The 25,661-nt window shown below is 65.4% G+C and carries 19 protein-coding genes; 10 read left to right on the top strand and 9 right to left on the bottom strand.

Going from position 1 to position 25,661, the window contains the following annotated elements; all coding sequences use genetic code 11:
• Positions 1-30: 30 nt before the first annotated feature.
• On the bottom strand, positions 31-3,252 hold the full coding sequence (locus GWK50_RS01395; protein ID WP_162014947.1) for an EAL domain-containing protein: 3,222 nt from the start codon (positions 3,250-3,252) through the stop codon (positions 31-33).
• 280 nt (positions 3,253-3,532) lie between these two features.
• Here GWK50_RS01395 and GWK50_RS01390 point away from each other — a divergent pair, with 280 nt between their 5' ends.
• Genes GWK50_RS01390 through GWK50_RS01370 form a run of 5 tightly spaced genes read left to right on the top strand, consistent with a single transcriptional unit; the run spans position 3,533 to position 8,606 of the window.
• Positions 3,533-5,338: an NAD(P)H-dependent oxidoreductase subunit E gene (locus GWK50_RS01390; protein WP_162014946.1), complete on the top strand. Its 1,806-nt coding sequence runs from the start codon at positions 3,533-3,535 to the stop codon at positions 5,336-5,338.
• Complete coding sequence (locus GWK50_RS01385; RefSeq protein ID WP_162014945.1) at positions 5,335-6,045, top strand: 2Fe-2S iron-sulfur cluster-binding protein; 711 nt, start codon at positions 5,335-5,337, stop codon at positions 6,043-6,045. Before GWK50_RS01390 ends, GWK50_RS01385 begins: the two co-directional genes overlap by 4 nt.
• Entirely contained in the window at positions 6,032-6,607 is a 576-nt protein-coding gene (locus GWK50_RS01380; RefSeq protein ID WP_162014944.1) for an NADP oxidoreductase, read from the top strand. Before GWK50_RS01385 ends, GWK50_RS01380 begins: the two co-directional genes overlap by 14 nt.
• Positions 6,607-8,106, top strand: a complete 1,500-nt coding sequence (locus GWK50_RS01375) for a Ni/Fe hydrogenase subunit alpha (protein WP_162014943.1) — start codon at positions 6,607-6,609, stop codon at positions 8,104-8,106. Before GWK50_RS01380 ends, GWK50_RS01375 begins: the two co-directional genes overlap by 1 nt.
• Positions 8,103-8,606 carry a hydrogenase maturation protease gene (locus GWK50_RS01370; RefSeq protein WP_162014942.1) on the top strand — a complete coding sequence of 168 codons (504 nt, stop codon included), beginning with the start codon at positions 8,103-8,105 and terminating at the stop codon, positions 8,604-8,606. The genes GWK50_RS01375 and GWK50_RS01370 overlap by 4 nt, the downstream gene beginning before the upstream one ends.
• Here GWK50_RS01370 and GWK50_RS01365 read toward each other — a convergent pair.
• The 3 genes from GWK50_RS01365 to GWK50_RS01355 are packed head-to-tail and all read right to left on the bottom strand — an operon-like array spanning position 8,581 to position 14,230.
• Positions 8,581-11,310 (bottom strand): EAL domain-containing protein, encoded by a 2,730-nt coding sequence (locus GWK50_RS01365; protein ID WP_162014941.1) that lies wholly within the window; start codon positions 11,308-11,310, stop codon positions 8,581-8,583. The genes GWK50_RS01370 and GWK50_RS01365 overlap by 26 nt on opposite strands.
• Complete coding sequence (locus tag GWK50_RS01360) at positions 11,310-11,684, bottom strand: response regulator (protein ID WP_162014940.1); 375 nt, start codon at positions 11,682-11,684, stop codon at positions 11,310-11,312. The genes GWK50_RS01365 and GWK50_RS01360 overlap by 1 nt, the downstream gene beginning before the upstream one ends.
• Positions 11,681-14,230 carry a transporter substrate-binding domain-containing protein gene (locus GWK50_RS01355; protein ID WP_162014939.1) on the bottom strand — a complete coding sequence of 850 codons (2,550 nt, stop codon included), beginning with the start codon at positions 14,228-14,230 and terminating at the stop codon, positions 11,681-11,683. The genes GWK50_RS01360 and GWK50_RS01355 overlap by 4 nt, the downstream gene beginning before the upstream one ends.
• A 292-nt stretch (positions 14,231-14,522) precedes the next feature.
• Here GWK50_RS01355 and GWK50_RS01350 point away from each other — a divergent pair, with 292 nt between their 5' ends.
• The 5 genes from GWK50_RS01350 to GWK50_RS01330 all read left to right on the top strand — a co-directional run bounded on the left by GWK50_RS01350 (position 14,523) and on the right by GWK50_RS01330 (position 20,396).
• Positions 14,523-16,355 carry an FAD-dependent oxidoreductase gene (locus GWK50_RS01350; RefSeq protein WP_162014938.1) on the top strand — a complete coding sequence of 611 codons (1,833 nt, stop codon included), beginning with the start codon at positions 14,523-14,525 and terminating at the stop codon, positions 16,353-16,355.
• Positions 16,352-18,184, top strand: coding sequence for a 2-oxoacid:acceptor oxidoreductase subunit alpha (locus GWK50_RS01345; protein WP_162014937.1), 1,833 nt, complete (start codon positions 16,352-16,354; stop codon positions 18,182-18,184). The genes GWK50_RS01350 and GWK50_RS01345 overlap by 4 nt, the downstream gene beginning before the upstream one ends.
• On the top strand, positions 18,181-19,236 hold the full coding sequence (locus GWK50_RS01340) for a 2-oxoacid:ferredoxin oxidoreductase subunit beta (protein WP_162014936.1): 1,056 nt from the start codon (positions 18,181-18,183) through the stop codon (positions 19,234-19,236). Before GWK50_RS01345 ends, GWK50_RS01340 begins: the two co-directional genes overlap by 4 nt.
• 22 nt (positions 19,237-19,258) lie before the next feature.
• The gene (locus GWK50_RS01335; protein WP_162014935.1) at positions 19,259-19,699 is read left to right on the top strand and encodes a CBS domain-containing protein; all 441 of its coding nucleotides are present in this window, start codon (positions 19,259-19,261) and stop codon (positions 19,697-19,699) included.
• A gap of 109 nt (positions 19,700-19,808) precedes the next feature.
• Positions 19,809-20,396 (top strand): response regulator, encoded by a 588-nt coding sequence (locus tag GWK50_RS01330; protein WP_162014934.1) that lies wholly within the window; start codon positions 19,809-19,811, stop codon positions 20,394-20,396.
• Positions 20,397-20,555: 159 nt separating this feature from the next.
• Here the strand turns inward: GWK50_RS01330 and GWK50_RS01325 are convergent, their stop codons facing one another.
• The 5 genes from GWK50_RS01325 to GWK50_RS01305 all read right to left on the bottom strand — a co-directional run bounded on the left by GWK50_RS01325 (position 20,556) and on the right by GWK50_RS01305 (position 25,545).
• Positions 20,556-20,774, bottom strand: coding sequence for a YdcH family protein (locus GWK50_RS01325; protein WP_162014933.1), 219 nt, complete (start codon positions 20,772-20,774; stop codon positions 20,556-20,558).
• Between the two features lie 109 nt (positions 20,775-20,883).
• A complete protein-coding gene (locus tag GWK50_RS01320; RefSeq protein WP_162014932.1) occupies positions 20,884-21,408 on the bottom strand; it encodes a hypothetical protein in 525 nt (174 codons plus the stop codon).
• Complete coding sequence (locus tag GWK50_RS01315; protein ID WP_197904956.1) at positions 21,392-22,669, bottom strand: sialidase family protein; 1,278 nt, start codon at positions 22,667-22,669, stop codon at positions 21,392-21,394. The genes GWK50_RS01320 and GWK50_RS01315 overlap by 17 nt, the downstream gene beginning before the upstream one ends.
• A gap of 77 nt (positions 22,670-22,746) precedes the next feature.
• A complete protein-coding gene (locus tag GWK50_RS01310; RefSeq protein WP_162014930.1) occupies positions 22,747-25,071 on the bottom strand; it encodes a TonB-dependent receptor in 2,325 nt (774 codons plus the stop codon).
• A gap of 69 nt (positions 25,072-25,140) precedes the next feature.
• Entirely contained in the window at positions 25,141-25,545 is a 405-nt protein-coding gene (locus GWK50_RS01305) for a DUF2946 family protein (protein WP_162014929.1), read from the bottom strand.
• Positions 25,546-25,661 lie beyond the last annotated feature (116 nt).

The following is a 25,661-nucleotide window of genomic DNA, read 5'->3' as shown; positions in this document are numbered from 1 at the left end:
AGGATAAGGCCTGCGCCTGTGGAGGCAGGATCAAGACGATGCAGACGCCCGCAATTCCTGGGCGGGCACGGGTCGGCCGAACAGGTAGCCCTGGTAGCCGCCACAGCCCTGCCCGACCAGGAATTCGAACTGCCCCGTCTGCTCCACCCCTTCGGCCACCACGGTCAGACCCAGATCACGGGCCAGGACAACAATGCTGCGGGCAATCGCCGCAACGTTCGGGTCGGTCAGGATATCGCGCACAAAGGATCGGTCGATCTTGAGCGAGTCCAAAGGCAGCCTTCGCAGGTAGGTCAGCGAGGAATAGCCGGTGCCAAAGTCGTCCAGCGCAAAACCGATGCCATGTGCCTTGAGCTGCTCCATCTTGGCGATCACCTCCTCGACGTCCCGAAGCATCAGGCTTTCCGTCAGCTCCAGCCGCAGGCGCGAGGGCTGGGCCCCAGTGGTACGCAGACGCTTCAGAACCGACTCGACAAACTCGGGCTCATGGAACTGGCGGGCGCTGACATTGACCGACAAGGTCCACGCTGCCGTGGTCTCGTCTTCGGACCATTCGACCAATTGCTGGCATGCCGTTTCCAGCACCCATTGCCCCAAGGGCAGGATGAATCCCGTTTCCTCGGCCAGGGCAATGAATTCGCCCGGAAGCACCATGCCCCGCCGTGGGTGATGCCAGCGCAGCAGGGCCTCCGCACCGACCACCTTGCCGTGGATATCGACCTGCGGCTGGTAGTGCAGGCGAAAATCGCCCTGCTCCAGGCTGCTGCGCAAATCATTGTCGAGCTGCACACGCTGGAATACGGCCGCCTGCATCTGCGGATCGAAGAAGTGCAGCGCGTTGCGTCCCGCCGATTTGGACTGGTACATCGCCAGATCGGCCTGGCGCATCAGTTCATCGATGGTCGCCTTCCGCCCTTCGAACAGCGTCAACCCGATGCTGGGCGTGCTGCGCAACTCATGGCCCGCCAGATGGTAGGGCTGGTTGAGTGTGACGAGCACCTTTTCACCCACACGACGCGCCTGCTCGGCGGCCTCGCTTGCGTCGGCCGACAGCTCTTCGAGCATGACCACGAACTCGTCGCCTCCCAGTCGGGCGGCCGTATCGCTGGCCCGGATGGCTTCCTGGAGCCGACGGGCCACCTCCATCAGCAGCAGGTCGCCCACATCGTGGCCCAGGGTGTCGTTGAGCGACTTGAACTCATCCAGATCAATGAACAGCAGCGCCCCGTGGTTGCCCGTGCGCTCACCCAGCACCATGGCCTGCTGCAGGCGGTCGAGCAACAGTCGCCGGTTGGGCAGGCGGGTGAGCGGGTCATAGAACGCGAGATGGCGGATCTTTTCCTCGGCCTCCTTGCGCTCGCTGATGTCCGAGAACGCCGCCACATAGTGTGTGACCTGCCCATCGTCGCCGCGCACAGCGGAAATGCTCTGCAGCAGAGGGTACACCTCGCCATTCTTGCGCCGGTCCCAGATTTCGCCGAACCACGCGCCCCTGTCGGCCAGCGACTGCCACATGCCGACATAGAAGTCGTCATCGTGATGGCCGGACTTGAACATGGCCGGCGTACGCCCGATCACCTCTTCGGGCATGTAGCCCGTCATCCGGGTGAACGCACGATTCACCCGAAGAATGATGCCGTGTGCATCGGTCACGATCATGCCGTGCAGCGATTCAAAGGCCGTGGCGGCGATCCGCATTTCCTGCTCGATACGGCGGCTCTCGGTGATGTCGCGCAGCACCACCACGCGGTGCGTCGCTTCGCCCTGGCTGCCTGCCACCGGGTTGACCGTGGCTTCGTACCAGAACAGTTGGCCGTCGCTGCGCTTGCCCTGCAACGTGCAGGGCGCACCGGCGCTGTCCCACAGCGTGTTGCGGCCCTGGAGGTCAGTCCACAGAAAACCGGGCGGACGGCCAAGAACATCGGCCTCCAGGTACCCCGTGATGGCGCACATGGCCGCATTGACAAACGTGGTCTTGTCTTGCGCATCGACGATCAGAACGCCCTGCGAAATAGCCCCCAGCGCCTTGTGGTGCAGGCGTTGAATGACAGCGTGTTTCAAGCGCTCTTCGGTTTGCGCAATCCGGATCAGGTTGTCACGGAAGACGACCGAAGCGCGCGCCATATCGCCAATCTCGTCACCTCGCTCCTGGTCCGTCACCTGCACGGCATCCACGCGTGCATCCGGCGCCGCCAAGCGGTTCATGGCGGCAGTGATACGCCGTATCGGGTGGATGATGCCGCGCGCCAGGGCTCCGGCGATCAACAGGGTCAGCGCCATCGCCACCAAGGCTGCGCCGCCGCTCCACAAGACGACTTTTTCCGCACCCCTTTGGGCGCTGAGGGTGGCGTCCAGCAGATCCTGCGAAACGCGGTCTTCCACCCGCTTCATCTGGTCAATCTTCCAGGAGGCCAGATCGATCCAGCGGGCCACGATTCTGGTGGAGCGTGACGCCTTTCCCGATGTACCCAGAAATACCCCGGCCCGCATCTGCTCTATTTCTGCCAGATTGTCGTTGGACAGCGCCTGCTCCAGGAACTCCGTCTGCTCGCGGTCAGCATAGAAACGGAACTGCTCCAGAAAATGGGACTGCCGCTCCGTCAATCCGACAAACACCTGCCGAGCACTTGCGTCCTCTCGAGGCGCCGAGAAATAAGTGGCCCCCAAGGCCCGCTCCATGCCCGCCATTTCCTTGGCCTGCATTAAATTGACATATGCGTAAATGGCACGCGACAGTTCCGCACCGTTGCCCATCAGATGCATTTCGCGCACGATGCCAAGCAGGGCATCGATCAACGCGCTGTAGCGTGCGGACTGCACTTCCGTCGCCACCTGAAGCTGCGTGGCCTCCAGACGCCAGGCCGACAGGTTGGCCAGATCATCCCGGACTTCGGCAATGCGTTTTTTCAGGCGCGGTGCAAACCTTTCCGTGGGAAGCTGCGCAAGTGCCTGAGAAAACAGCTCTGCCTGCGCATCGGTAGCGGCATGGCGCTGCGCCTGCATTGCGCCAAAGTCCAGGCCTTTCGACCCCAGAAACGCCGCCGACAGGCCGCGCTCGCGCTGGATTTCGTGCACCAGTCCGCTGACCTTGGTGGCCAGATGCGTCATGGCATGCAAATGGCGCATGTCATCCGCCACGCGCTGCTGGTCCATCACCCCCCACAGGGCCAACATCAGAAAACCCGCAATCGGCAATGCCAGCGCCAGCATCATGCGCTGGCCAATGGGGGAGTTCTGCAGTCGGGAAAACATCTCAGCAGGGTCGGTTAGCAGAAAACGCGGCGCCGTTTCGCAAGTTCCACGTTTGCTCGGGATGTCCATTATGCGGGCTGACTCACGGCAGCGTGCGCCACTGCGCGACAGCGGCGCCTTTGGCCCTGAAGCCCCCACCACTTGGTTCCGCGCGCAGCACGTTTCCTGGCGCTACACTGGCTTGGACAGGCGGTTCCAGTCACAGCATTCGCACAGGCACCGCCCCGCTCGCTGTCCGCAGGCATGAGGGCACGCCCCTCTTTCCCACGCAAAGGCCGCTATGGAACCATCGCAGCAAGACACCGTGGCCCAGGTGCTGCACAGACACGCAGGCCAGGCCCACCGGCTGGTGCAGATCCTGCGCGAAGTGCAGGAACACACACACTGGCTGCCCGCACCCGTGCTGGAGCAGGTGGCCCAGGGCGTGGGCCTGGGCAGCGCCACCGTGCGCGGGGTGGCCAGCTTTTACCGCTTCTTCCATTTGCAGCCCGTGGGCCGCTACCACCTGCTGTGGAGCGACAACACCACCGACCGCATGCTGGGCAGCCGCTCCCTGGCCGAGCAACTGTGCAAGGCCCTGGGTGTGCAGGCCGGTGCTGCCGCCGCGACCGGTGCCTTGGCCAGCGTGGGCTATACCTCATGCACCGGCCTGGGCGACCAGGGCCCCGCATTGCTGCTGAACCAGCAGCAGGTACTCACCCGCATGGACGGAACCCGCGTGCAGGAACTCGCCCAGCGCATCCTGGCGCAGGAGCCCCCCAGCGCCTGGCCAGCAGAGTGGATGCAGGTGGAAGACCATGTCCGCCGAGCCGACGTGCTGCTGGGCAGCCCGGCGCTGGAGGGCGGCGCCCTGCGTGCCGTGCGTGGACGCGGAGCGCAGGCCACACTGGACGAGCTGGCCGCATCCAACCTGCGCGGGCGGGGCGGTGCGGGCTTTCCCACGGCGCGCAAATGGCAGGCCTGCCGCGATGCACCGCTCGCCCCCGGCCACACCCGCGTGGTGGTGTGCAACGCCGACGAGGGCGAGCCCGGCACCTTCAAGGACCGCGTACTGCTCAGCCGCCAGGCCGATACCGTGTTTGAAGGCATGACCGTGGCCGCCCGCGTGCTGGGAGCGCGTACGGGGTTTCTGTACCTGCGCGGCGAATACCGCTACCTGCTGCCTTCGCTGCGGGCCGTGCTGGCGCGCCGCCGCAAACATGGCCTGCTGGGTCCGCGCATCCTGGGCATCGAGGACTTTGACTTCGACATCGACATCCATGTCGGGGCCGGCGCCTACGTGTGTGGCGAGGAAAGCGCGCTGATCGAGTCGCTCGAAGGCAAGCGCGGCACCCCGCGCATCCGTCCGCCATTTCCGGTGGAACAGGGCTACCTTGGCCAGCCCACCTGCGTCAACAACGTGGAGACCTTTTGCGCCGCTGCACACATCGCCCTGCAGGGCAGCGCCTGGTGGAAGGGCCGTGGCACCACCCAGAGCACGGGCACCAAGCTCCACTCGGTGAGCGGCGACTGCGCCCGGCCCGGCGTGTACGAATACCCGCTGGGCGTGAGCGTGGCACAGGTGCTGCACGACTGCGGGGCACACGAGCCGCAGGCCGTGCAGGTGGGCGGCCCCTCGGGCATCTGCCTGGCCGCACCAGAATTCAAGCGCCGATTGGGCTTTGAGGATGTACCGACGGCGGGCGCCTTCATGGTGTTTGGCGCACAGCGCGACATGTTCGAGGTGGCGCACCACTTTGCCCAGTTTTTTGCCCACGAGAGCTGCGGCTTTTGCACCCCCTGCCGCGTGGGCACGCAGTTGGTGCTGCGCCGCATGGACAAGCTCGCCCTGGGCCACGGTTCCCCCTGGGACCTGCACGAGCTGCATGCGTTGGAGCAGTTGATGCACGGCACCACCCACTGCGGCCTGGGCGCCACGGCCACCCATGCGCTGCGCGACACACTGCAGCGCTTTGGCCCCGCCTTTGCCGCGCGCAGCCCGCAGGCCCACCTGGTGCCCGGTTTCGACCTGGACGCCGAACTCGCCCCCGCACGCCGCGCCACTGGCCGCAACGACGCACAAGCCCATTTGGATACGCTGGAATGAAGCAGTTTTTCCTGGACGGAGCCCCCGTGCCTTTCGAGGACGGTGACACGCTCATGGCCGCCGCCACCCGCGCAGGCCACCAAGTGCCACACCTGTGCTGGCACCCGCAACTGGCGCCCAGCGGCGCCTGCCGCCTGTGCACGGTGCAGGTCGATGGGCGCATGACCGCCGCCTGCACCACGCGCGCCAGCGAGGGGCTGGAGGTGCACAACCACACGCCCGAACTCACCGCCCTGCGCCGCCAGCTCACGCAAATGCTGTTTGTCGAGGGCAACCACTACTGCCCCGGCTGCGAGAAAAGCGGCAACTGCGAGCTGCAATCCACCGCCTACGCCCTGGGCATGGCCGACATGCGCCACGAACTGCTGATGCCCCAGCGTCCGGTGGACGCCAGCCACCCCGACCTGTGGCTGGACCACAACCGCTGCATCCTGTGCAAACTGTGCCTACGGGCCAGCCGCGAGCTTGATGGCAAGGACGTGTTCGCCATCGGCGGCTACGGCGCGCACACGCAACTGCTGGTCAACGCCCCCGATGGCCGCCTGGGTGCCAGTGCGCTGCAGGCAGACGACCACGCTGCCCACATCTGCCCGGTGGGCGCGCTGCTGCCCAAGCGGCGCGGCTTTGCCATCCCCATTGGCCAGCGCCACTGCGACACCACACCGCCACCGCCCTTGCCCCAGGACGCCGACCATGGTCCCACCTGAGCCCTCCCCATCCCCTGCGGGCCGCCCGCTGCGCGTGGCCACCGTGTCGCTGGCCGGGTGCTTTGGCTGCCACATGTCGCTGCTGGACATCGACGAGCGCCTGTTCACCCTGGCGGGCCAGGTGCAGCTGGACCGCTCCCCGCTCACCGACATCAAACGCTGCGGCCCCTGCGACGTCGGGCTGATCGAAGGCGGCCTGTGCAACACCGAAAACGTGGAAGTGCTGCGCGCCTTCCGCGCCCAGTGCACGCTGCTGGTGGCCGTGGGGGCCTGCGCCATCAACGGCGGCCTGCCTGCGCTGCGCAACGGGTTGGACGTGGGCACGCTGATGACCGAGGTGTACGCAAACAACCGCCCCGGCCTGGCGCCCGGCAGCGCCATTCCCAACGACCCCGAGCTGCCCCTGCCGCTGGCACGCGTGCACCCGCTGCACGAAGTGGTGCACATCGATCACTTTCTGCCCGGCTGCCCACCCAGCGCCGAGGTGATCTGGGATTTCCTGCACGCCGTGGTGCAAGGCCACATACCGCAGGCCGACCCCGCATTGATCCGCTACGACTGATGTCCACCACCACCCCAACTACCCCCAGCACTGCACCGCGCCGCGTGGTGATCGATCCCGTTTCGCGCGTGGAAGGGCACGGCAAGATCACGCTGCTGCTGGACGCCCAAGGCCGTGTGGAGCAGGCACGACTGCACATCGTGGAGTTCCGCGGCTTCGAGGCGTTCATCGTGGGGCGCCCGTACTGGGAAGTGCCGGTGATGGTGCAGCGTCTGTGCGGCATCTGCCCCGTGTCGCACCATCTGGCCGCCAGCAAGGCGCTGGACCAGGCCCTGGGCATCCACAGCCTTCCGCGCACGGCCGAGGTGGTGCGTCGGCTCATGCACTACGGGCAGGTCATGCAGTCCCATGCGCTGCATTTCTTCCACCTGTCCTCGCCCGACCTGCTGCTGGGATTTGACAGCGAGGCCACGCAGCGCAACATCCTGGGCGTGGCCGCAGCGCACCCCGACATTGCGCGCCAGGGCGTGTTGTTGCGCAAATTTGGCCAGGAGGTGATCCGCGTGACCAGCGGCAAGCGCGTGCACGGCACCGGTTCGGTGCCTGGTGGCGTGAACCGCCAACCCACGCGCGAGGAGCGCGATGCACTGACCGCACAGGTGCCGCAGATGCTGGATTGGTGCGAGCGTTCCGTGGAGCTGGCGGCCACGTTGCACGCCCAAGCGCCCGGGCTGTACGGGCACTTTGGTGCCATCCATTCGGGCTGGATGTCGTTGGTGGGGCCAGGAGGCGCAATGGAGCTGTACGACGGCCCCCTGCGCGTGCGCGACGCCCAGGGCACGCTGCTGCACGATGGCGTGCCGGTGCACAACTACCTGGATCTGATCGAAGAAGCCGTCGAGCCCTGGACCTACATGAAGTTCCCCTACCTGCGCGCCCAAGGGCGCGAGGCCGGCTGGTACCGCGTGGGTCCGCTGGCGCGGGTGAACAACTGCAGCCACATCCCCAGCCCGCGCGCCGAGGCACAGCGCCAGCGCTTTGTCGCACACGGGCCGGTGCAGGGCACGCTGGCCTACCACTGGGCACGCATGATCGAGATGCTGCACGCCATGGAGGTGATCGCCGAGCTGCTGCAGGACGAGGCTTTGCTGGGCGGCCCGCTCACCGCTCCACTGCCCGCCGAAAGGCCCACACACCGCTCCGGTGTGGGCGTGATCGAAGCGCCACGCGGAACGCTGATTCACCATTACGAGATCGGTGACGACGACCTGATCCGCTGGTGCAACCTGATCGTCAGCACCACGCACAACAACCATGCCATGAACGCCTCGGTGCGCGCGGTGGCTCAGGAATATTTCGATGGGCACAGCATCACCGAGGGCCTGCTCAACCGCATGGAAGTGGCCGTGCGTGCCTACGACCCCTGCCTGAGCTGCGCCACGCATGCCCTGGGCAGCATGCCGCTGCAGGTGCAGCTGGTGGACGCTGCAGGCCAGGTGCGCGACAGCGTGCTGCGCCATGGCGATGGACGCATCGAACGCAAAGACAGCCGCACATGAGCGCACCGCTGCTCGTCCTGGCGGTAGGCAACCCCAGCCGGGGGGACGACGCCCTCGGCCCCATGCTGCTGGAGCGCCTGCAAGCCGACGGATGGGACGCGGGCGGCCAGGTGGAATTGCTGTGCGATTTTCAGCTCCAGGTGGAGCACACACTGGACCTGCTGGGCCGCAGCGCCGTGCTGCTGGTCGATGCCGCGCGGCCCGGCGTGGTGCAGGGCGCGCAGCTGTCCAGCCTGCAGCCCTGTCCAGAGCGCCCGGCGCCTGCCAGCCACGCGCTGGACGCACGCACCCTGCTGGGCCTGGCGCTGGCGCTACAGGGCACCGCTCCACCGGCATGGATGCTGGCCATCGAAGGCGCAGCCTTTGGCCTGGGCGAAGGCCTGAGTCTCCAGGCCCAGCAACACCTGGATCAAGCGCACCGTCTGACGCAGGCGTGGGTGAGCGAGCAGCTGGCGTGCGCAGGATGCGCAGCGCTCACAAGCCCTGCCGGGGCTGCATGAGCTTGCCGTAAAGCTCCTGCGCGGGCAAGGGCCTGCTGAACAGGTAGCCCTGCATCAGATCACAACCGGCAGCCTGCAAAAACGCGCGCTGCTCCTCCGTTTCCACCCCTTCGGCCACCGTCTGCATGCGAAGGTTGCGCGCCAGCCCGATGATGCTGTGCACGATGGCTGCACTGTCAGGGTGCACCGTCGCGTCCTGTACAAACGAGCGGTCGATCTTGAGCTGGTCGATCGGAAAGCGCCGCAGGTAGGCCAGTGAGGAATACCCGGTGCCGAAGTCATCCACCGCCACACCCACGCCCAGCGCCTTGAGCTCTGCCAGGGTTTGGCTTGCCCGCTCGGCGTTGTGCATGACCACGCTCTCCGTGATTTCCAGTTTGAGCTGGCGCCCCCCCAGGCCTGCCTGGCGCAGCGCCTGGCGCACGCTATCGACCAATCCCTCGTCCTGGAACTGGCGCGCCGACAGGTTGACCGCCACGCGCAGTTCCAGCCCTTGGGCCTGCCACTGGCGCACCTGCTGGCAGGCGTTCTCCAGCACCCACTGCCCAATGGGAACAATAAGCCCCGTTTCTTCGGCCAATGGGATGAACTCGGCCGGCGACACCAGCTTGCCGTCCTGCGTCTGCCAGCGCACCAGCGCCTCCACATCGTTGACTGCCTGGGTGGTCAGATGCATCAGCGGCTGGTAGTGCAGGCGCAGCTCGCCTCGCTCCAGCGCACGGCGCAGGCGGGCTTCGAGTTCCAGCTTCTGCAGTGCCTGGGTATTGAGGTCAGCGGTGTAAAAGCACAGGGTGTTGCGCCCCGACTCCTTGGCGCGGTACATGGCCGCGTCGGCGTTGCGCAGCAAGGTGTCGTAGTTGGCACCGTCCTGCGGAAACAGGCTGAGACCGATGCTGGCCGAGAGCGTCAGCTCGTGCTCCTGCAGTTGCAGCGGCTGTGCAATGTCTTGCAAGATGCGGTGAGCCACCATAGCGGCCTGCTGTGCGTCGGCCAAGTCGGGCAGCACGATGACGAAATCATCGCCCCCCACGCGCGCTGCCGTGTCGCAATCGCGCAGTTGCGCGGCAATGCGCCCGGCCACGGCACGCAGAAGGGCATCGCCGCTGGCATGGCCCAGGCTGTCGTTGATGCGCTTGAAGTTGTCCAGATCCAGGTACAACAAGGCCACATTGCCACGCTGCTTGTGCGCCAGCGCGACGGCCAGATCTGTGCGCTCCTTGAGCCGGTTGCGATTGGCCAGGCCAGTGAGTTCGTCCAGATTGTTCTGGCGCTCGAGCTGCTCCTCGTAGCGCTTGCGATCGGTGATGTCGTTGATGATGCCCACGAAATGCGTGACCTGTCCTGCGTCATCGGGCACCGGGGCCAGAGACAGATCGCACCAGAACAGGGTGCCATCCTTGCGCTGGTTGCTCAACTCAACCTGCGCTTCGCCGCGATCCCGGATCGCGGCAGCCACCTCACGCATACCGGGCTGGCCCTCGTCGCCCTTCAGCAGAAACTCTGGGTCGCGCCCCAGCACATCCGCAGCACTGTAGCCTGTGATGCGCTCAAAGGCGGGGTTCACATACTCCAGCACCAGCGCATCGGACTTCCGTGCCAGCAGCATGATGCCGTTGGCCGAGGCCTGCACAGCACTGCTGCTGAGCCGGTTCGCTTCCTCGGCGGATCTGCGACGCGCCTCCTTCTCTAAGTTGGTCAGGGCAAAGCACACATCCGTGACCATCTCCTGAACCAGATTGCGCAGCTCGTCATCGAAAAACCCCCTCTCGGCGGCGTACAGCGTCAGACTTCCGACGACGCGCCCATCAATGCGCAACGGATAGCATGCGCCTGCGGCAAAACCGTGGCGCAGGTAGTCTTCGCGCAAGGGCGCCAGCACCGGATCAGCCTGCAAGTCATTGCAGAGATACGGTTCCCCTCGCGCCAGCGACCATTCCACCAGCGTGCGTGATGGTCCGCGCATACCCAGCGGCGCCATACGTGCAAACCACGCCGGTTCCTCGCCGCATCGTGCCACCGGCGTCACCTCACCAGTTTCGTCGTGCACGACCCCCACCCATGCCATGCGCAAGCCACCGCGCTCCACGGCAATGCGGCACAGCTGGTTGAACAGCGTGTTGCGGTCGCTGGTATGTACGATGGCTTGGTTGGTTTCACTCAGCGCGGCATACAGGCGATTGAGCCGCACGATGCGCTGGTGCGCAAGGTTCAGCTCAGACAGGCGTTGCTCCAGCTCCAGGCTGCGCTGCTCCAGCTTGCGCACCAGCACGGCGTTGTACATGCTGAGCATGTCCGACTCGGGCAACGTGGAGGCACGCGGCGCCAACTGGCGCTTCCACGCCGCATCCATCACCGCCTGCACACGCTGCATGAAAACATCCGGCTCGGCGGGTTTGACGATGAAGGCATCGGCACCCATGTCGAGGGCCAGTTGTTCGTCCTTGGGTTCGGTGTAGGTAGCGGTATAGACGATGAAAGGAATACGGCACAAGGTGTCGTCCGCCTTCCAGTTTCGCAGCAAGGTGTAGCCGTCCATGACGGGCATCAGCAGGTCGCTGACCACGAGGTCGGGGGGCTGCGCGCGCGCCAGCTCCAGGGCCTGGGCGCCCTGGTCAGCTTCTTGCACCGCATAGCCATGGCCGCGCAGCAATTGGCACAGCAAGTAGCGGTTCTCTTCGCGGTCGTCCACCACCAGGGCACGCATCACCGGGCCTCCGGCACGAAGCGCTCGACCAACGCCACAAACGTCTGCGGGTCAATGGGCTTCTCGATATAGCCGTCGCAACCGGACGCCAGACAGCGCTCACGGTCACCAGCCATGGCGTAAGAGGTGACCGCAACGATGGGTACTGCAGCGCTGCGCGGATCCGCGCGCAATGCCTGGGCCACCGCATAGCCGTCCATGCCGGGGAGCTGGATGTCCAGCAGGATCAGCACCGGATCGACCGTACGCGCCAACGCCAGCCCGCTGGGTCCATCTTCGGCATGAACCATTTCCCAACCACTGGCTTCCAGAAGAAAACCCGCGAGGTAGCGGTTTTGCGCGTTGTCCTCGATCATCAAAATGCGGCGGTTCATGCGGTTTCCCCCTGCTCAGGCGCTTGCAAGGGCAGCACGATGGTGAAGGTACTGCCCTGACCCCAGGTGCTGGCCACCTCGACACGCCCACCCATCAGGTCGGCCAGACGACGGCAGATGGCCAGGCCCAACCCGGTCCCATCGTGCTTGCGTGACAGCGCGGAGTCAATCTGGTGGAAGGGTACAAACAAGCGCGCGATGTCTTCCTCCCTAATGCCCATGCCGGTGTCGCTGATATCCAGGCGCACCATAGTGCGTACGTCGCCATCCTTTGCCGAGGGTTCGTCAAAGCACGACACGCGCAATGCCACATGACCGGTCTCAGTGAACTTTATGGCATTGCTCAGCAAGTTCAGCATTACCTGCTCCACCCGCCGCGCGTCGCTGAGCATGCGATCCAATCCCTGGGGCACCTCCACCCGCAGTTGCAGGTGTTTTTTGTCGGCCAGCGGACGCACGATGTCCAGCACCTTGCGGACCGACTGCACCAGATCGAAGGGCTCACGCGAAACCTTGAGCTCACCCGCCTCGATCTTGGAAATGTCGAGCACGTCGTTGATGAGCGCCAGCAGGTGACGTGAGCTGTCGCGCACCATGCCCAATTGTTTGCTTTGCTCTGCCGTCAACGGGCCCGCCAGACCCTGGAGAATGATGCCGGTGAACCCGATGATGGAGTTGAGCGGCGTGCGCAGTTCATGGCTCATGGTGGCCAGGAAGGCCGACTTGATACGGTCTGCCGCCTCGGCCGCCTCCTTGGCCTGGCGCATCGCCTCCTTGGCGGCACGCTCGGCCGTCACGTCCTCCATCACACCCACCAAGCCACGCGAGAGATCGGAGGGATCGAGCGCGCGGACATAGATGCGACTCCAGAACAGACTTCCATCCTTGCGACGCATCTGTTCCTCGCGCTGGTGCGTCGCACCCTGCCCCGCCAGCGAGTAGATGATGTCCCCCGCCTGCTGGTAGGCCTCTTCGGAGGTGTACCAAGCCTGCGGTGTCGTGCCCAGCAACTCGCCAGCGCTGTAACCCAGCATCTGCTCCAGTTTGCCATTGCAGCGGCGCACCACCCGATCCTGCAACAGCACGATGCCCGAATGGACGGCTTCGAAGATGGCCGCCTGCTCATCGTGCGCAGCCTTGAGCGCTGCCTGCGCCTCCCGGATCGGGGTGATGTCCACGATCACTCCCACCAGGCCCAGGGGCTGACCCTCCGCGTCCTGAAATCCACTGACGGCGTACAAGGTCTGGTGCACCTGCCCGTCCACAAAAGGCATGGCGGCCTCGCGCGCAATGCGGCTGCTTTCGGCCAGAACGCGCGCGTCTTCAACCTGGTAGGCATGCCGATCGGACAAGGGCAGGTAGTCCAGCTCCAGCACGGTCTTGCCCACAAACGACGCACGCAGGACGCCAAACGCCTCTTCGTAGGCCTTGTTGCATCCGCGAAAACGCAGGTCTGGCCCCTTGTAGAAAATGGGATTTGGAATGTGATCGATGATGGCCTGCAGGAACGACCCCAATGCGGCCAATTCGGCCGTGCGCTCCTGCACGCGCACCTCCAGCCCCTTGGCGTGGGCATGCGCCTCTTCGTACAGACGGGCGTTCTCCGTGGCCAGCGCCTGAATCTCCCCGTTGTTCTTGCGCAGCTGCGCCGTGCGGACAGCCACCTGCCTGCGCAATACCCACAGACCCACCACGCTGGCCAAGAGCAGGGCACCAGCAGCCGAGCCCACAGGCAGCAGCCAGGACGGGGTGGCAGTGCGCACCTCATCCACGGCCCAACGCCGCAAGGAGCGGAAATAGAGCGAGTCAGAATCCTGTTTGAGCGCCCGCAGATGGCGATCCAGGGTCTGCAGCAATGCGGGGTCACCGTTGCGCGGCGCCGCAAAGAACAACTGTGAGGGACTGAAGATGATGGCCGTGTCCTGCAGGCCATAGCGCGGGGCGTTGCGCACCCCATAGAAACGGTTGGTCACCACCGCATCGGCCTGCCCCTTGGCCACGGCGCCAAAGGCGGCGTCGTAATCGGGCCGAACCACCCATTGCACCTGCAGGCTGAAGCTGCGTGCCATGTCGTCCAGCTGGCGCTCCTGTACGGAACCGCCCAGCACGGCCACCCGCTGACCCTGCATATCCAGAATGGAGCGGATCGGACTGTCCTTGCGTGTATAGACCTGGTTCCAGCTCGACAGCACCGGCTCATCATGGAAGGCGTAGCGCCCTTCACGCTCCGGATTGCGAGCCACATCGGGCATGAGGTCAATCTCGCCCCGCTCCAGACGCTGCAGGCCTTCGGCCCAGGTTCCGGGCACAAACTCCAACTCCCAGCCCTCTTGCCGCGCTATGCCTTGCAAGAGATCCACAAAAATGCCTTCGGCCTTCCCGTCAGTGAAGGCGACCTTGGGACTGTTCTGGTACACCCCGATGCGCAGCTTGTCTGCACCCCAGGCAGGCGCCAGCACCCAACACAGGCAAAGGCTGACCAACACCCCCCTCACGACGCCCAGGCAGACGCCATCCAACCCACGAGCCCGGCGTTGATGCGACATGGAACGATCCTCCCTGCGGGCATTCGACGCCCACGCTTGCATCGAAAACATGATACGCGCGCACCGTGTCGGACAACAATGGCAAAAATGTATCCACGGTGCCTGGCGGGAACGCGTTGGTGATTCGCCCCAGCATGCCGGGTCCATGCACCGTTTCACTGATCCGCATCAAAGACCCCGCCCTGCGCACGCCGAACCCAGGGATTTACCCGAGAGCCACCGCCCTGCCCACACGCCTAGACTTTGGCATCCTGCACCATCGTGGCTGCAGGCCCGAGGACAGGAGCTCGCCTTGCAGCCTACCCACACGGACCCTCCAGACTACTTCCACAAAGTTGTCGATTGCCAGTGGGCCTGTCCTGCCCACACCCCCGTACCCGAATACATCCGCCTGATCGGCCAGGGCCGCTACGACGATGCCTACATGGTCAACTGGGTTTCCAACGTGTTCCCCGGCGTGCTGGGCCGCACCTGCGATCGGCCCTGCGAACCCGCCTGCCGGCGCGGCCGGGTGGAAGAAAGCAATGGCGCGCACCCCGAGCCCGTGGCTATCTGCCGCCTCAAACGCGTGGCGGCAGACCACAAGTCCGGCGTGAAACTGCGCATGCCTGCCATCGCGCCGCCCAACGGCAAGCGCGTGGCCTGCGTGGGCGCCGGGCCGTCATCCCTGACCGTGGCACGCGACCTGGCGCCGCTGGGCTACGAGATCACGGTGTTCGATGGCGAGACCCAGGCGGGCGGCTTCATCCGCAGTCAGATCCCGCGCTTTCGCCTGCCCGAGTCGGTGATCGACGAGGAAACCGGCTACATCCTCGACATGGGGGTGCACTTTCGCAGCGGCCAGCGCGTGGATTCCCTGCGTTCACTGCTGGCACAAGGCTACGACGCCGTGTTCGTGGGCAGCGGCGCGCCGCGCGGGCGCGACCTGGACATTCCTGGGCGGCGCGAGATCCAGGACAACATCCACATCGGCATCGACTGGCTGGCATCGGTGTCCTTCGGGCATGTTTCGCAGATTGCGCCGCGCGTCATCGTGCTTGGCGGTGGCAACACCGCCGTGGACTGCTGCCGCTCGGCACGGCGCCTGGGCGGCACCAACGTCAAGGTCATCGTGCGCAGCGGCTTTGACGAGATGAAGGCCTCGCCCTGGGAAAAAGAGGATGCCCTGCATGAGGGCATCCCGATCCTGAACTTCCACCTGCCCAAGACCTTCGAGCACAACAACGGCAAGCTCACGGGCATGACCTTCGAGGTCGTACGCGCCGAATACGACGCACAAGGGCGTCGCCACTTGTTGCCCACCGGCGAACCCGATGTGCTGGTGCCCTGCGACGTGGTGCTGATCGCCGTGGGCCAGGAAAACGCCTTTCCCTGGATCGAGCCCGACCTGGGCATCGCCTTCGACCGCTGGGGCCTGCCGCAACTGACCGAAGGCACGTTCCAGTCCACGCTGCCACAGGTGTTCTTCGGCGGCGATGCGGCCTACGGCCCCAAGAACATCATCACCGCCGTGGCCCAGGGGCATGAGGCGGCGGTCTCGATCGACCGCTTCCTGCACGGCGAGGATGTGCGCCAGCGCCCTGCGCCACGCACCCTGCTGCGCTCCACCAAGATGGGCATCCATGAATGGAGCTATGACAACGATGTCTCCAACGATGCCCGCTTCAAGGTGCCCTGGGCACAGGCCGAGGTGGCACTGGCCAGCATCCGCGTCGAAGTCGAGCTCGGCTTCGATGCGGCCACCGCCTTCAAGGAGGCCAGCCGCTGCCTGAACTGCGACGTGCAGACCGTGTTCAACCGCGCCACCTGTATCGAATGCGATGCCTGCGCCGACATCTGCCCGATGGACTGCATCACCTTCACCAGCAACGGTGAGGAGACCGACCTGCGCGGCCGCCTCAAGGCCCCGGCGCGCAATCTGGCGCAAGACCTGTTGGTGTCGGCACCCCTAAAGACCGGGCGCGTGATGGTCAAGGACGAGGACGTCTGCCTGCACTGCGGCCTGTGCGCCGAGCGCTGCCCCACCGGCGCCTGGGACATGCAGAAGTTCCGGCTCGACACCACGCAGGCCGGGCCGTTGTGCCGGGACACCCGCGCCACCCCACGCATGCCGGAGGCCGCATGAAGCGCATCGAAGCCATCAACGACTTTGTCATCAAGTTCGCCAACGTCAACGGCTCGGGCTCGGCCTCGGCCAACGAACTGTTCGCCAAGGCCATCCTGCGCATGGGGGTGCCGGTGAGCCCGCGCAACATCTTTCCCAGCAACATCCAGGGCATGCCCACCTGGTACGAAGCCCGCGTGTGCGAAAAAGGCTATCTGGGGCGGCGCGGCGGCGTGGACATGATGGTGGCCATGAACCCGCAGACCTGGGACGCCGACGTGGCCGAGATCACGCCGGGCGGCTACCTGTTCTATGACAGCACGCGCCCCATCCCTGCCGCAAAGTTCCGCCAGGACATCGAAGTCATCGGCATGCCGCTGACCGAGATTAGCAACAACACCTACTCCGACCCCCGCCAGCGCCAGCTGTTCAAGAACATCATCTACGTGGGCGCGCTGTCGGTCTTGCTCGACGTGGAGGCCGAAGTCTTCGAAAAGCTCTTTGCCGAACAGTACCGGGGCAAGGAAATGCTGCTCGACTCCAACGTGCGTGCCCTGCACCTGGGGCGCGACTACGCCCGCGAGCACCTGCAGGCGCCGCTGGGCATCCGCGTGCAGCGCGCCGACCAAGTGGGCGACCGCATCTTCACCGACGGCAACAGCGCCGCTGCGCTGGGCTGCGTGTACGGCGGCGCCACCGTGGCGGCCTGGTACCCGATCACGCCGTCCTCCTCGGTGCCCGAGGCCTTCCAGAAATACTGCGACAAGTTCCGCGTGGACCCCGATACCGGCCGCAGCAAATATGCCATCGTGCAGGCGGAGGACGAGCTGGCTTCCATTGGCATGGTGGTGGGTGCGGGGTGGAACGGCGCACGTGCCTTCACGGCCACTTCGGGGCCGGGCATTTCGCTGATGACGGAGTTCATCGGCCTGGCCTACTTCGCCGAGATTCCGGTCACCATCATCAACGTGCAGCGCGGGGGACCGTCCACCGGCATGCCCACGCGCACGCAGCAGTCCGACCTGCTCGCCTGCGCCTACGCCTCGCACGGCGACACCAAGCATGTGCTGCTGTTGCCGGAGGACCCGCACGAGTGCTTCGAGCACGCTGCCGCCGCGCTGGACCTGGCGGACCGGCTGCAGACACCCATTTTCGTGATGACCGATCTCGACATCGGCATGAACCAGCGCCTGTGCAAGCCCTTCGCCTGGGACGATGCGCGCCAATACGACCGTGGCAAGGTCATGACCGCCGAAGAGCTGGAAGCCGGCAAGGATTTCGGCCGCTACAAGGACGTGGACGGGGACGGCATTCCCTGGCGCACCTACCCTGGCACCCACCCCACCAAGGGCAGCTTCTTCACACGCGGCACCACGCGCGACCCCTATGCCCGCTACTCCGAGCGCGGGCCGGATTACATCTACAACATGGAGCGCCTGCTGCGCAAATTCTGCACGGCAGCGGACCTGGTGCCCCAGCCGGTGCTGCGCCCTGCGGCGCGGCCCACGGCCCTGGGCGTGATCTATTTCGGCTCCACCAGTCCGGCCATGCAGGAGGCACTGGACGTGCTGGAGGCTGAAGGGGTCCATCTGGACGCCATGCGCCTGCGCGCCTTCCCCTTCCCCGAGGTGGTGGACCAGTTCATCGCTGCCCATGAACAGGTGTTCGTGGTGGAACAGAACCGCGATGCCCAGATGCACGCCCTGCTGGTCAACGAGCTGCAGGTGATCCCGGCACGCCTCATCAAGGTGCTGCACTACGACGGCACACCCATCACCGCGCGTTTCATTGCCCAGGCCATCCAGAAGCATCTGCAGGGCGCCCAGGCATCGCTCAAGGAGGCCGCATGACCTACCTGGCCAAACCCCGGCTGCACCACCCCACGCTGACCAAGAACAAGGTCGGCTACACACGGCGCGACTACGAAGGCCGCATCTCCACGCTGTGCGCGGGCTGCGGGCACGACTCCATTTCGGCCGCCATCATCCAGGCCTGCTGGGAGCTCGACATCGAGCCGCACCGCGTGGCCAAGCTCTCGGGCATCGGCTGCAGCTCCAAGACGCCGGACTACTTCCTTGGCGCCTCGCACGGCTTCAACACCGTGCACGGACGCATGCCCTCGGTGCTGACGGGCGCCAACCTGGCCAACCGCGACCTGCTCTACCTGGGCGTGTCGGGCGACGGCGATTCGGCCTCCATCGGCCTGGGGCAGTTTGCCAATGCCATGCGGCGCGGCGTGAACATGGCCTACATCGTCGAAAACAATGGCGTGTATGGCCTCACCAAAGGCCAGTTTTCCGCCACGGCCGACCGAGGATCGCGCAGCAAGAAGGGCGTCATCAACAACGACAGCCCGGTGGATCTGGTGGGTCTGGCGCTGCAACTGGGCGCCACCTACGTGGCGCGCAGCTTCTCCGGCGACAAGGAACAACTGGTGCCGCTCATCAAAGGCGCCATAGGTCACGGCGGCGCGGCGTTCATCGATGTGATCAGCCCCTGTGTGACCTTCAACAACCACGCAGGCAGCACCAAGAGCTACGACTATGTGCGCCAGCACAACGAGGCGGTGAGCCGCATCGACTTCATGCCGCAACACAGTGAGATCACCGCCCAGTACGCGCCCGGCGAAACCATCGATGTGCAGCAGCACGACGGCAGTGTGCTGCGCCTGCGCAAGCTCCATGAGGGCTACGACCCCACCGACCGCTATGCCGCGCTCAGCTACATGAATGCCCACCATGCGCGCGGCGAAGTCGTCACAGGCCTGTTGTACCTGGACCCGGTGGCCACCGACCTGCACCTGTCGCTCAACACCAGCGACACGCCGCTCAACGCCTTGGGTGCCGCGCAGTTGTGCCCCGGCCCACGGGCCCTGGAAAAGATCAACGCGTCCCTGCGCTGAGCCGCTGCACAAGGAGCACCCCATGGCCGAACGCACCGTTTTCCAGTCCCTCTCCCAGCGCCATGTCGTCAGCCTGGGGCCCCAGGCCAGCGTCTGGGAGGCCGCCTGTGTGATGACCCGCGCCAATTGCGGCAGCGTGCTGATCCTGGACAGCGCTGGCGTGTTGCTGGGCATCCTGACCGAGCGCGACCTGATGACGCGCGTCCTGGCCAAGGCCCTCAACCCCCAGACCACCCTGACATCCGAGGTGATGACGCCCAACCCGCACTGTGTGGAGCCCCACACCAAAGTCTCCGAGGCCGTGCTCATCATGATCGAGCGGGGTTTCCGCCACCTGCCCATCGTCACTCCGGCGAACAAAATCCTCGGTGTTTTTTCGGTACGCGATGCCCTGCCCCGTGAGATTGGGGATGCCGTGAGCCTGGCGGAGTTCAACGACCAAGTGAATGACGCATTGGGGTAGAACCCTGAAATGTCAACAAATTAGTCACACGGCGACATTTATGAACGGTCTGATCTGGGATACTGCCCCCCTGTAATCGGACGAACCTGCATCCAGACAAGGCAGCACCATGAGCATCTTTGACAGGCTGTGGGGTGGTGGGCGCAAGACAGCCCCCCAACCCAAGGCGACCACCCCTGCCGCACTCAGCGCGGAAGACTCCGATGCGCCGGGCTCCGTGGATCGCCGCGTCCGACCGCGCAAGAATGCCTGCAAGGGCACCAAGGCACTGATCATCGATGACTCGCCCACCGTGGTGGCAGCACTGCGCAAGGTGCTGCGCTCTGCGGGCTATCAGACGCGCGAGGCGCTGGACGCAGAGCATGGCCTGACGCTGATGGAGCAAGAGGTGCCGGATCTGGTGTTTCTGGACATCATCCTGCCCGGCATGAACGGCTTCGGCGCGTTGCGCGCCATCCGCAAGAACCCATCCACGCAGCATGTGCCGGTGATCATGATCAGCGGCAACGAACACGCCACCGAGCAGTTCTACGCCAACCGCATCGGGGCGGACGACTTCATGAAAAAGCCGTTCTCGCGCTACGAGATCTTTGCCCGCATCGAGAATTTGCTGGACCCCGAGTTGGTGCCGCGCCGCAAGATGGATGGTGCCGAGGCCGCTTCGCACTCCACAGGGCACATTTCACCCGTGCCTTGAGAACTTGTCGGTAAATTGCATGTGCCGCGCAGGCATGGCGCAATGCCCAAGACACCGACACTGCGCATGTGTTGAGCAGCATCGGTATCTGCCGGCCTGCGTGCGCGCGCACCCTGCGGTGCGGCACCCGAACGCAGGGCTGTTTCTTCAACAACGCACTCAGGCGGCCGCGGCCTTCTTGAGCACGGAGTAAAGCTGGTCTTTGAGCGAGAGCTTCTCCTTCTTGAGCCGTTCGATCTCTTCGTGCGAGGCCGAGCTGATGGCTGCTTCCATGTTCTTGATCTTTTGGTCCAGTTCGTTGTGCTGGTCGAACAAGCGCAGGAAGTGGCGGTCAGTGGTCTTGAGCTGGGTGATCAGGTCGCGGTATTCAGGGAACATTCAAAGCCTCCAAAGGTGACAACAATCCCAGGCCCCACTCCAAAGAGCAGAGCTTGTCCTTGTTTCACTTTACTCCAGCCCCAGGCCGGTGTCTCCAAAACCCCCTGGTTCAAGACAGCCACTTGCCGAGCAACTCTGGATCAGGCACACCGATGCTGCGGCGCACCGAGCCGTCCTTGCCCAGCAGCACCACATAGGGCGTGACGTTGGGCCACTGCGGGTCCACGCTCTGGCGGATGGCGGACTCGAAACCATTGAAGGTGTACATGCGCGTGGCACCCACATAGTGCCCAGCATGCTCCAACGCCTTGGCGCCCTGCACATCCATCAGCACCACGACCAGTTCAGCCATCTTGCGGGTGGCCTGGATGTGGGCAAAAAGCCTGTCGAACGCCTCGGGGCAGCTGGGGCAATACGTGGTCGTAAAGATGTAGGCCGCCGGGCGTGGGCCCTTGTCCACCAGGCGCTGCCAGGTGCTGGTGTCGAACGGCAACACCGAGTTGAGCGTGACCCGCTTGCGCTCCGGGGCGGCCAGCGCCTGCTGCGCCCAGCCGCCTGTGGCCATGACCGCCGCAGCGGCCAGCACGGCGCGCCGATTGGGCGGACGACTTGAAACCTCAGAAACCAATGTCATGAATCTTCACCTCTTTGGAATTGCGCCACACCACCACCATGCGCTCACCGTGCCGAACGAGCCGGGGAAAGTCATTGTCCCCCTCGGCCTGGCCCAGCACCTGCGCACGGAAGGTCTTTCCGGCATCCGTGGACGTCCAGGCCTTGAGCGTACTGGTCGCGCCGTCGGTGCTGCGCCAGACCACAGCCACCTTGGAGCCTTGTGCCTGGAGATCGGCATGCTCTGCTCTGGCATCGGGGATGCGCTGCACGCTGCCAGGCTCCGGGCGCCCATCGGTCGCCAGTCGCGCGTAGCGCACACCCGCCACTGTAGCGTCTCCTTCCTGGCGAATGCCAAACCACACCGCATGAGAACCCTCCTGCGCTGCCACCAGCGCCGGGCCATGGTGCGGGCAACCGTCGATGCGCCAGCCATCTTCGGTGGCGCGAACGATGTCGGCACTCTTGCCCTGCACGTCCAGCACGGCCAGGGCATGGTCGCGCACATTGGGCTCGAACACGTGGCGCCACAACGCGCGAACGCGTCCGTCCGGCCCCTGCGCCAGGGCAATGCGGCAGCATTCGCAACTGTGGTCGGCCACCTTGATGTCGGGACCGAACGTGACGCCGCCGTCGAGCGACACGTTGCGGTAGATGGCCGCACCCCGGTAGGTCGATTTGCTGCCCACGCGCGGCGCCGTCTCCAGGTCGCGCTTGTCGATCCACACGGTGTGCAGCGCGCCCTGGGCGTCAAAGGCGATGGACTCGAATCGGTGGGTGATGATCTGGCGATCCGCATGCACCGTGGCTGGCGGCCCAAAGGTCTTGCCCCCATCGGTGGAACGCAGCATGCGAATGAAACCGGTGAAAGGCTTGTCCAGCACCTGCGTGTAGGACACCAGCACCAGGCCCTTGGGTCCAAACAACAACTTGGGGCGGTTCTCGCCGTCGGCAGAAATCCTGTCGGTGCCGGTGTCCAGCGTGCGCGGCGCACCCCATTGCCAGCCCTTGTCCTGGGCATGGGAGGTCTGGACGAACAAACGCCCCTGGTCATCAAGCGCCGCCATCCACAGGCTGCCATCGGGCGCAAAGGCAGCACCGGTGCCCAGTTGCGGGCGTGGGGCACGCTCCTTGGTCTGCTTGGGCGCAGCCGCCTGCGCGGGTGCGCCATGGCCTGCATGCTGCGCCTGCGCGGCATGCAGACCCAGCGCCAGGGCCGCCACGCCCAGGGCGCGTGCGCTGCGCAGGCCGGCGCGTGCGAAAGAGATTGCGGTGTTCTTCATGAGAGTCCCATCCATATGGCAAAACCAGGGAAGCGCGCCACCACACGCCACTACCGGCGCATGATGGCGGACTGCCCTTACTGCATGGCGTAGCGCAGTTCGGTCTGCACCGAGCGCTGCGGCATGGTGTGTGCCTGCCAGGACTTCTGGTTGGTCACGTTATTGATACCCAGCGACCACTCCCAGTGCTTGGCAAATTTCCAGGCGGCCTTGAGGTCGAGCTGGTTCACGCGCGAGGTTCCGCCGTAGGTGTCGGGGTGGGTGTCGATGTTCAACTCGGTGTTGTACATGCGGCCACTCCAGCGCCAGGCCGCACCCAGCAACCACTGGGCGTTGGGGCGATAGCTGGCCTGCAAGCTGTAGCGCTGCTTGGGAATGCGCAACCATTGCTTGCCCACCTGGGCCGGGTTGGCGGCGTTGGCCTTGACCACGGCATCGACCCAGGTGGCGCTGCCGCCAATGTCCAGGTTTTTGATGCCCGCGTCGCGCAGTTGCCAGGCGAGTTCCAGACCGTTGGTCAGCACGCGGTCCACGTTGCTCACGCGGGTGACCGATGGCGTGACGGTGCTGTCCGTCTGGCGCAGGATGGTGTCCTTCACATCGTCGCGGAACAGGCTGGCGCGCAACCAATGCTCACCCCAGAACTTCTCGGCTGCCAGCTCGAAGGAGCGCGACACCTCGGGGCGCAGGTTGGGGTCGCTGGTGGTGATGTTGCTGCCCGTCTTGGTGCCGTTGAACAGCTCGTCCACATTGGGGAAGCGCACGCCGCGCCCAAAACTGGCGCGCAGCAGCAGGTCGTCAGCGGCCGTCCAGGCCAGCGACAGCTTGGGGCTGGCCGCATGCAGGCTGCGCTTGGCAAAGGCCTGCTGCGCCACGGGGGGGCCGGCAAAATACTGCGAGCCGTCAGAGGCCTCGAAGGACTCCAGACGAAGACCCGAGGTGAGCATCCAGTCGGGCGCGAAACGCCAGGCGTCTTGCCCATACAACGCCGTGATGGTGGTCTTGCCGTAGTAGCTCTGGTCCATCGTGGATTCGGAACGGCGCCAGTCCGTGGACTTGTTCACCACGTTGTCGAGCTGGTAGCTGTTGCGGTGCAGACCAAACACCAGCGCATGGCGGCCACCGCCAAAATCGTTGGCCGTGGGGGTGTAGGTGGTCTGCAGCTCCAGCGTGTTCCAGCCCGTGCCGTCGCGCCGCGTCACCGTGCCCGCACCGCCCAGGTCGCCCTGGGGCGGCGCCAGATTGGCCTGGCGGCTGGCATCGCGCAGCATTTGGTAGTGGGTGAACATGGCCGAAGCGTTCCAGCCCGTGGCGTGGCGCGTCTTCCAGGTGGCGCCCAGTTGGCGGTGCAGTTCGTCGCGCTCGCTGGGCGCAAAGGTGCTGGCCGGGATGTTGAAGCTGTAGCGCCCGTCGTTCACCACCCCGCTCCAGATGGGTTTGCCCGTGGCGTCGCGCAGGTAGGTGGTGTTGGTCACGGTGCTGTCGCTGCGCCACATCGAGATGCGGCCCTCGATCTCCTGGGTGGCCGACAGGTCGTAGCCCAGACGCAGGTTGACCGTGTCCTGCACGCTGTGGTCGGCACCCGTGGCACCAAAGATGGCGCGCTCGCGGCCCTGGGGATCCAGGTCGTACTGGATGCCGCTCACCCGTGTACCCAGGGACCCGTTGCCAAAGGCACCGCTGGTGGAGCCGCGCACCGCATTGCCATAGCCCATGGGGTGGCCCTGGCTGTCCTGGTGCTGCACGCCCAGCACGTACCACAGGCCGCTGTCCAGGCGCGAGGCCAGGCGGGCCGACAGTTGCTTGCTGCCATAGCTCTCGTGCGTGCCGTACTCGTCAAAGCCCTGGTGGTTGTACTTGACGCTGGCCGAGGCCTCGAACCCCTTGGGCTTGCGCTCGGTGAGCACCACGGTGGTGCCGATGGAGTTGCCGGGATAGATGGCTGAAAACGGGCCGTACAGCGCGTCGATGCGCTCGATGGCCTCCACATTGACCATGTTCCAGCGCGGCGCATCGAAGCGGCCCAGAAAGTTGGAGATCAGGTAGCCATCCAGATAGACCAGCGCGCGGCCCGGTTGCAGCACGCCATGGCTGCGGCCACTCACGTTGGAATTGCGGTCGCCAAAGTAGCGCTTGCGGATGCTGGTGCTGGGCAGCAGGGCGGCAGCGTCCTCGGGGTTGAAGATGTTCTGCTCACGCAGTTGCTCGGCGGTTTTGCTGGCCGTGCTGCTGGGCAGGTTGGGATCGAGCTGCGCACGCGACTCGGTCACGCTGATGGGTTGCAACTGGGCCTCGGTGGCTACGCCCTGGGCCAGGGCTGCCGCAGGGATCAGTGCCAGGGCGGCAGACAGGGGGCACAGGCGCAGCAACGCTGCGCCGGAAGACGAACGGGGGTTTCGCACAAGCGACTCCAAAAAACAAATGAAAATGGCATGCGGCGCCGATCCATCAAGCGCTGAATGCTATGTTTTTTATAGCGTTTGTGTTGCGGGAGGCCCCCTGGGCGGCGGCAGCACCACCCAGGCGCTGCGCGCTCCGTTGGCGCAGCGGTCAGCGGTGGGCGGGGCCTGCACCGGGTCGGCCAACAAGGTCACCATGCCCTGTGCGGGCAATGCCAGGGCCAGGCTCAGGGCCATCAGGCACCAGGGACATTGCATCGCCAGATCCGCCTGGGACGCCGGGTCTTCGCCCGGCACCGCAGCGTCGGCGTGCATGCCCCCCACCATGGCGCTGCAGACCTCCATGCCCACCATGCCCGCACCCGCTGCCTGGGCGCGCACCAGCACGGGAGCGCAAGCGCCCCACAGCGTGAGCGCCGCGAGCAGCCACACACCCAGCCGGTGGCGGAGCAGTGCTGACGGGCGGAACGCGGTCATGGAGAAAACAGCTTCAGGCGCAGGTGGGGGGGTGCCACCGAATGGCAGGCACAGACCCGCGCGGTAGCAGGCCCGGATTGTATCGATCACCCAGGCGCAGGCCTGCTTGCGGTGAT

The organism is Acidovorax sp. 210-6, from assembly GCF_010020825.1.
GTDB lineage: Bacteria > Pseudomonadota > Gammaproteobacteria > Burkholderiales > Burkholderiaceae_C > Simplicispira > Simplicispira sedimenti.
The sequence above is the reverse complement of the archived record's forward strand: the minus strand, read 5'-3'. Positions and strand labels throughout refer to the sequence as shown.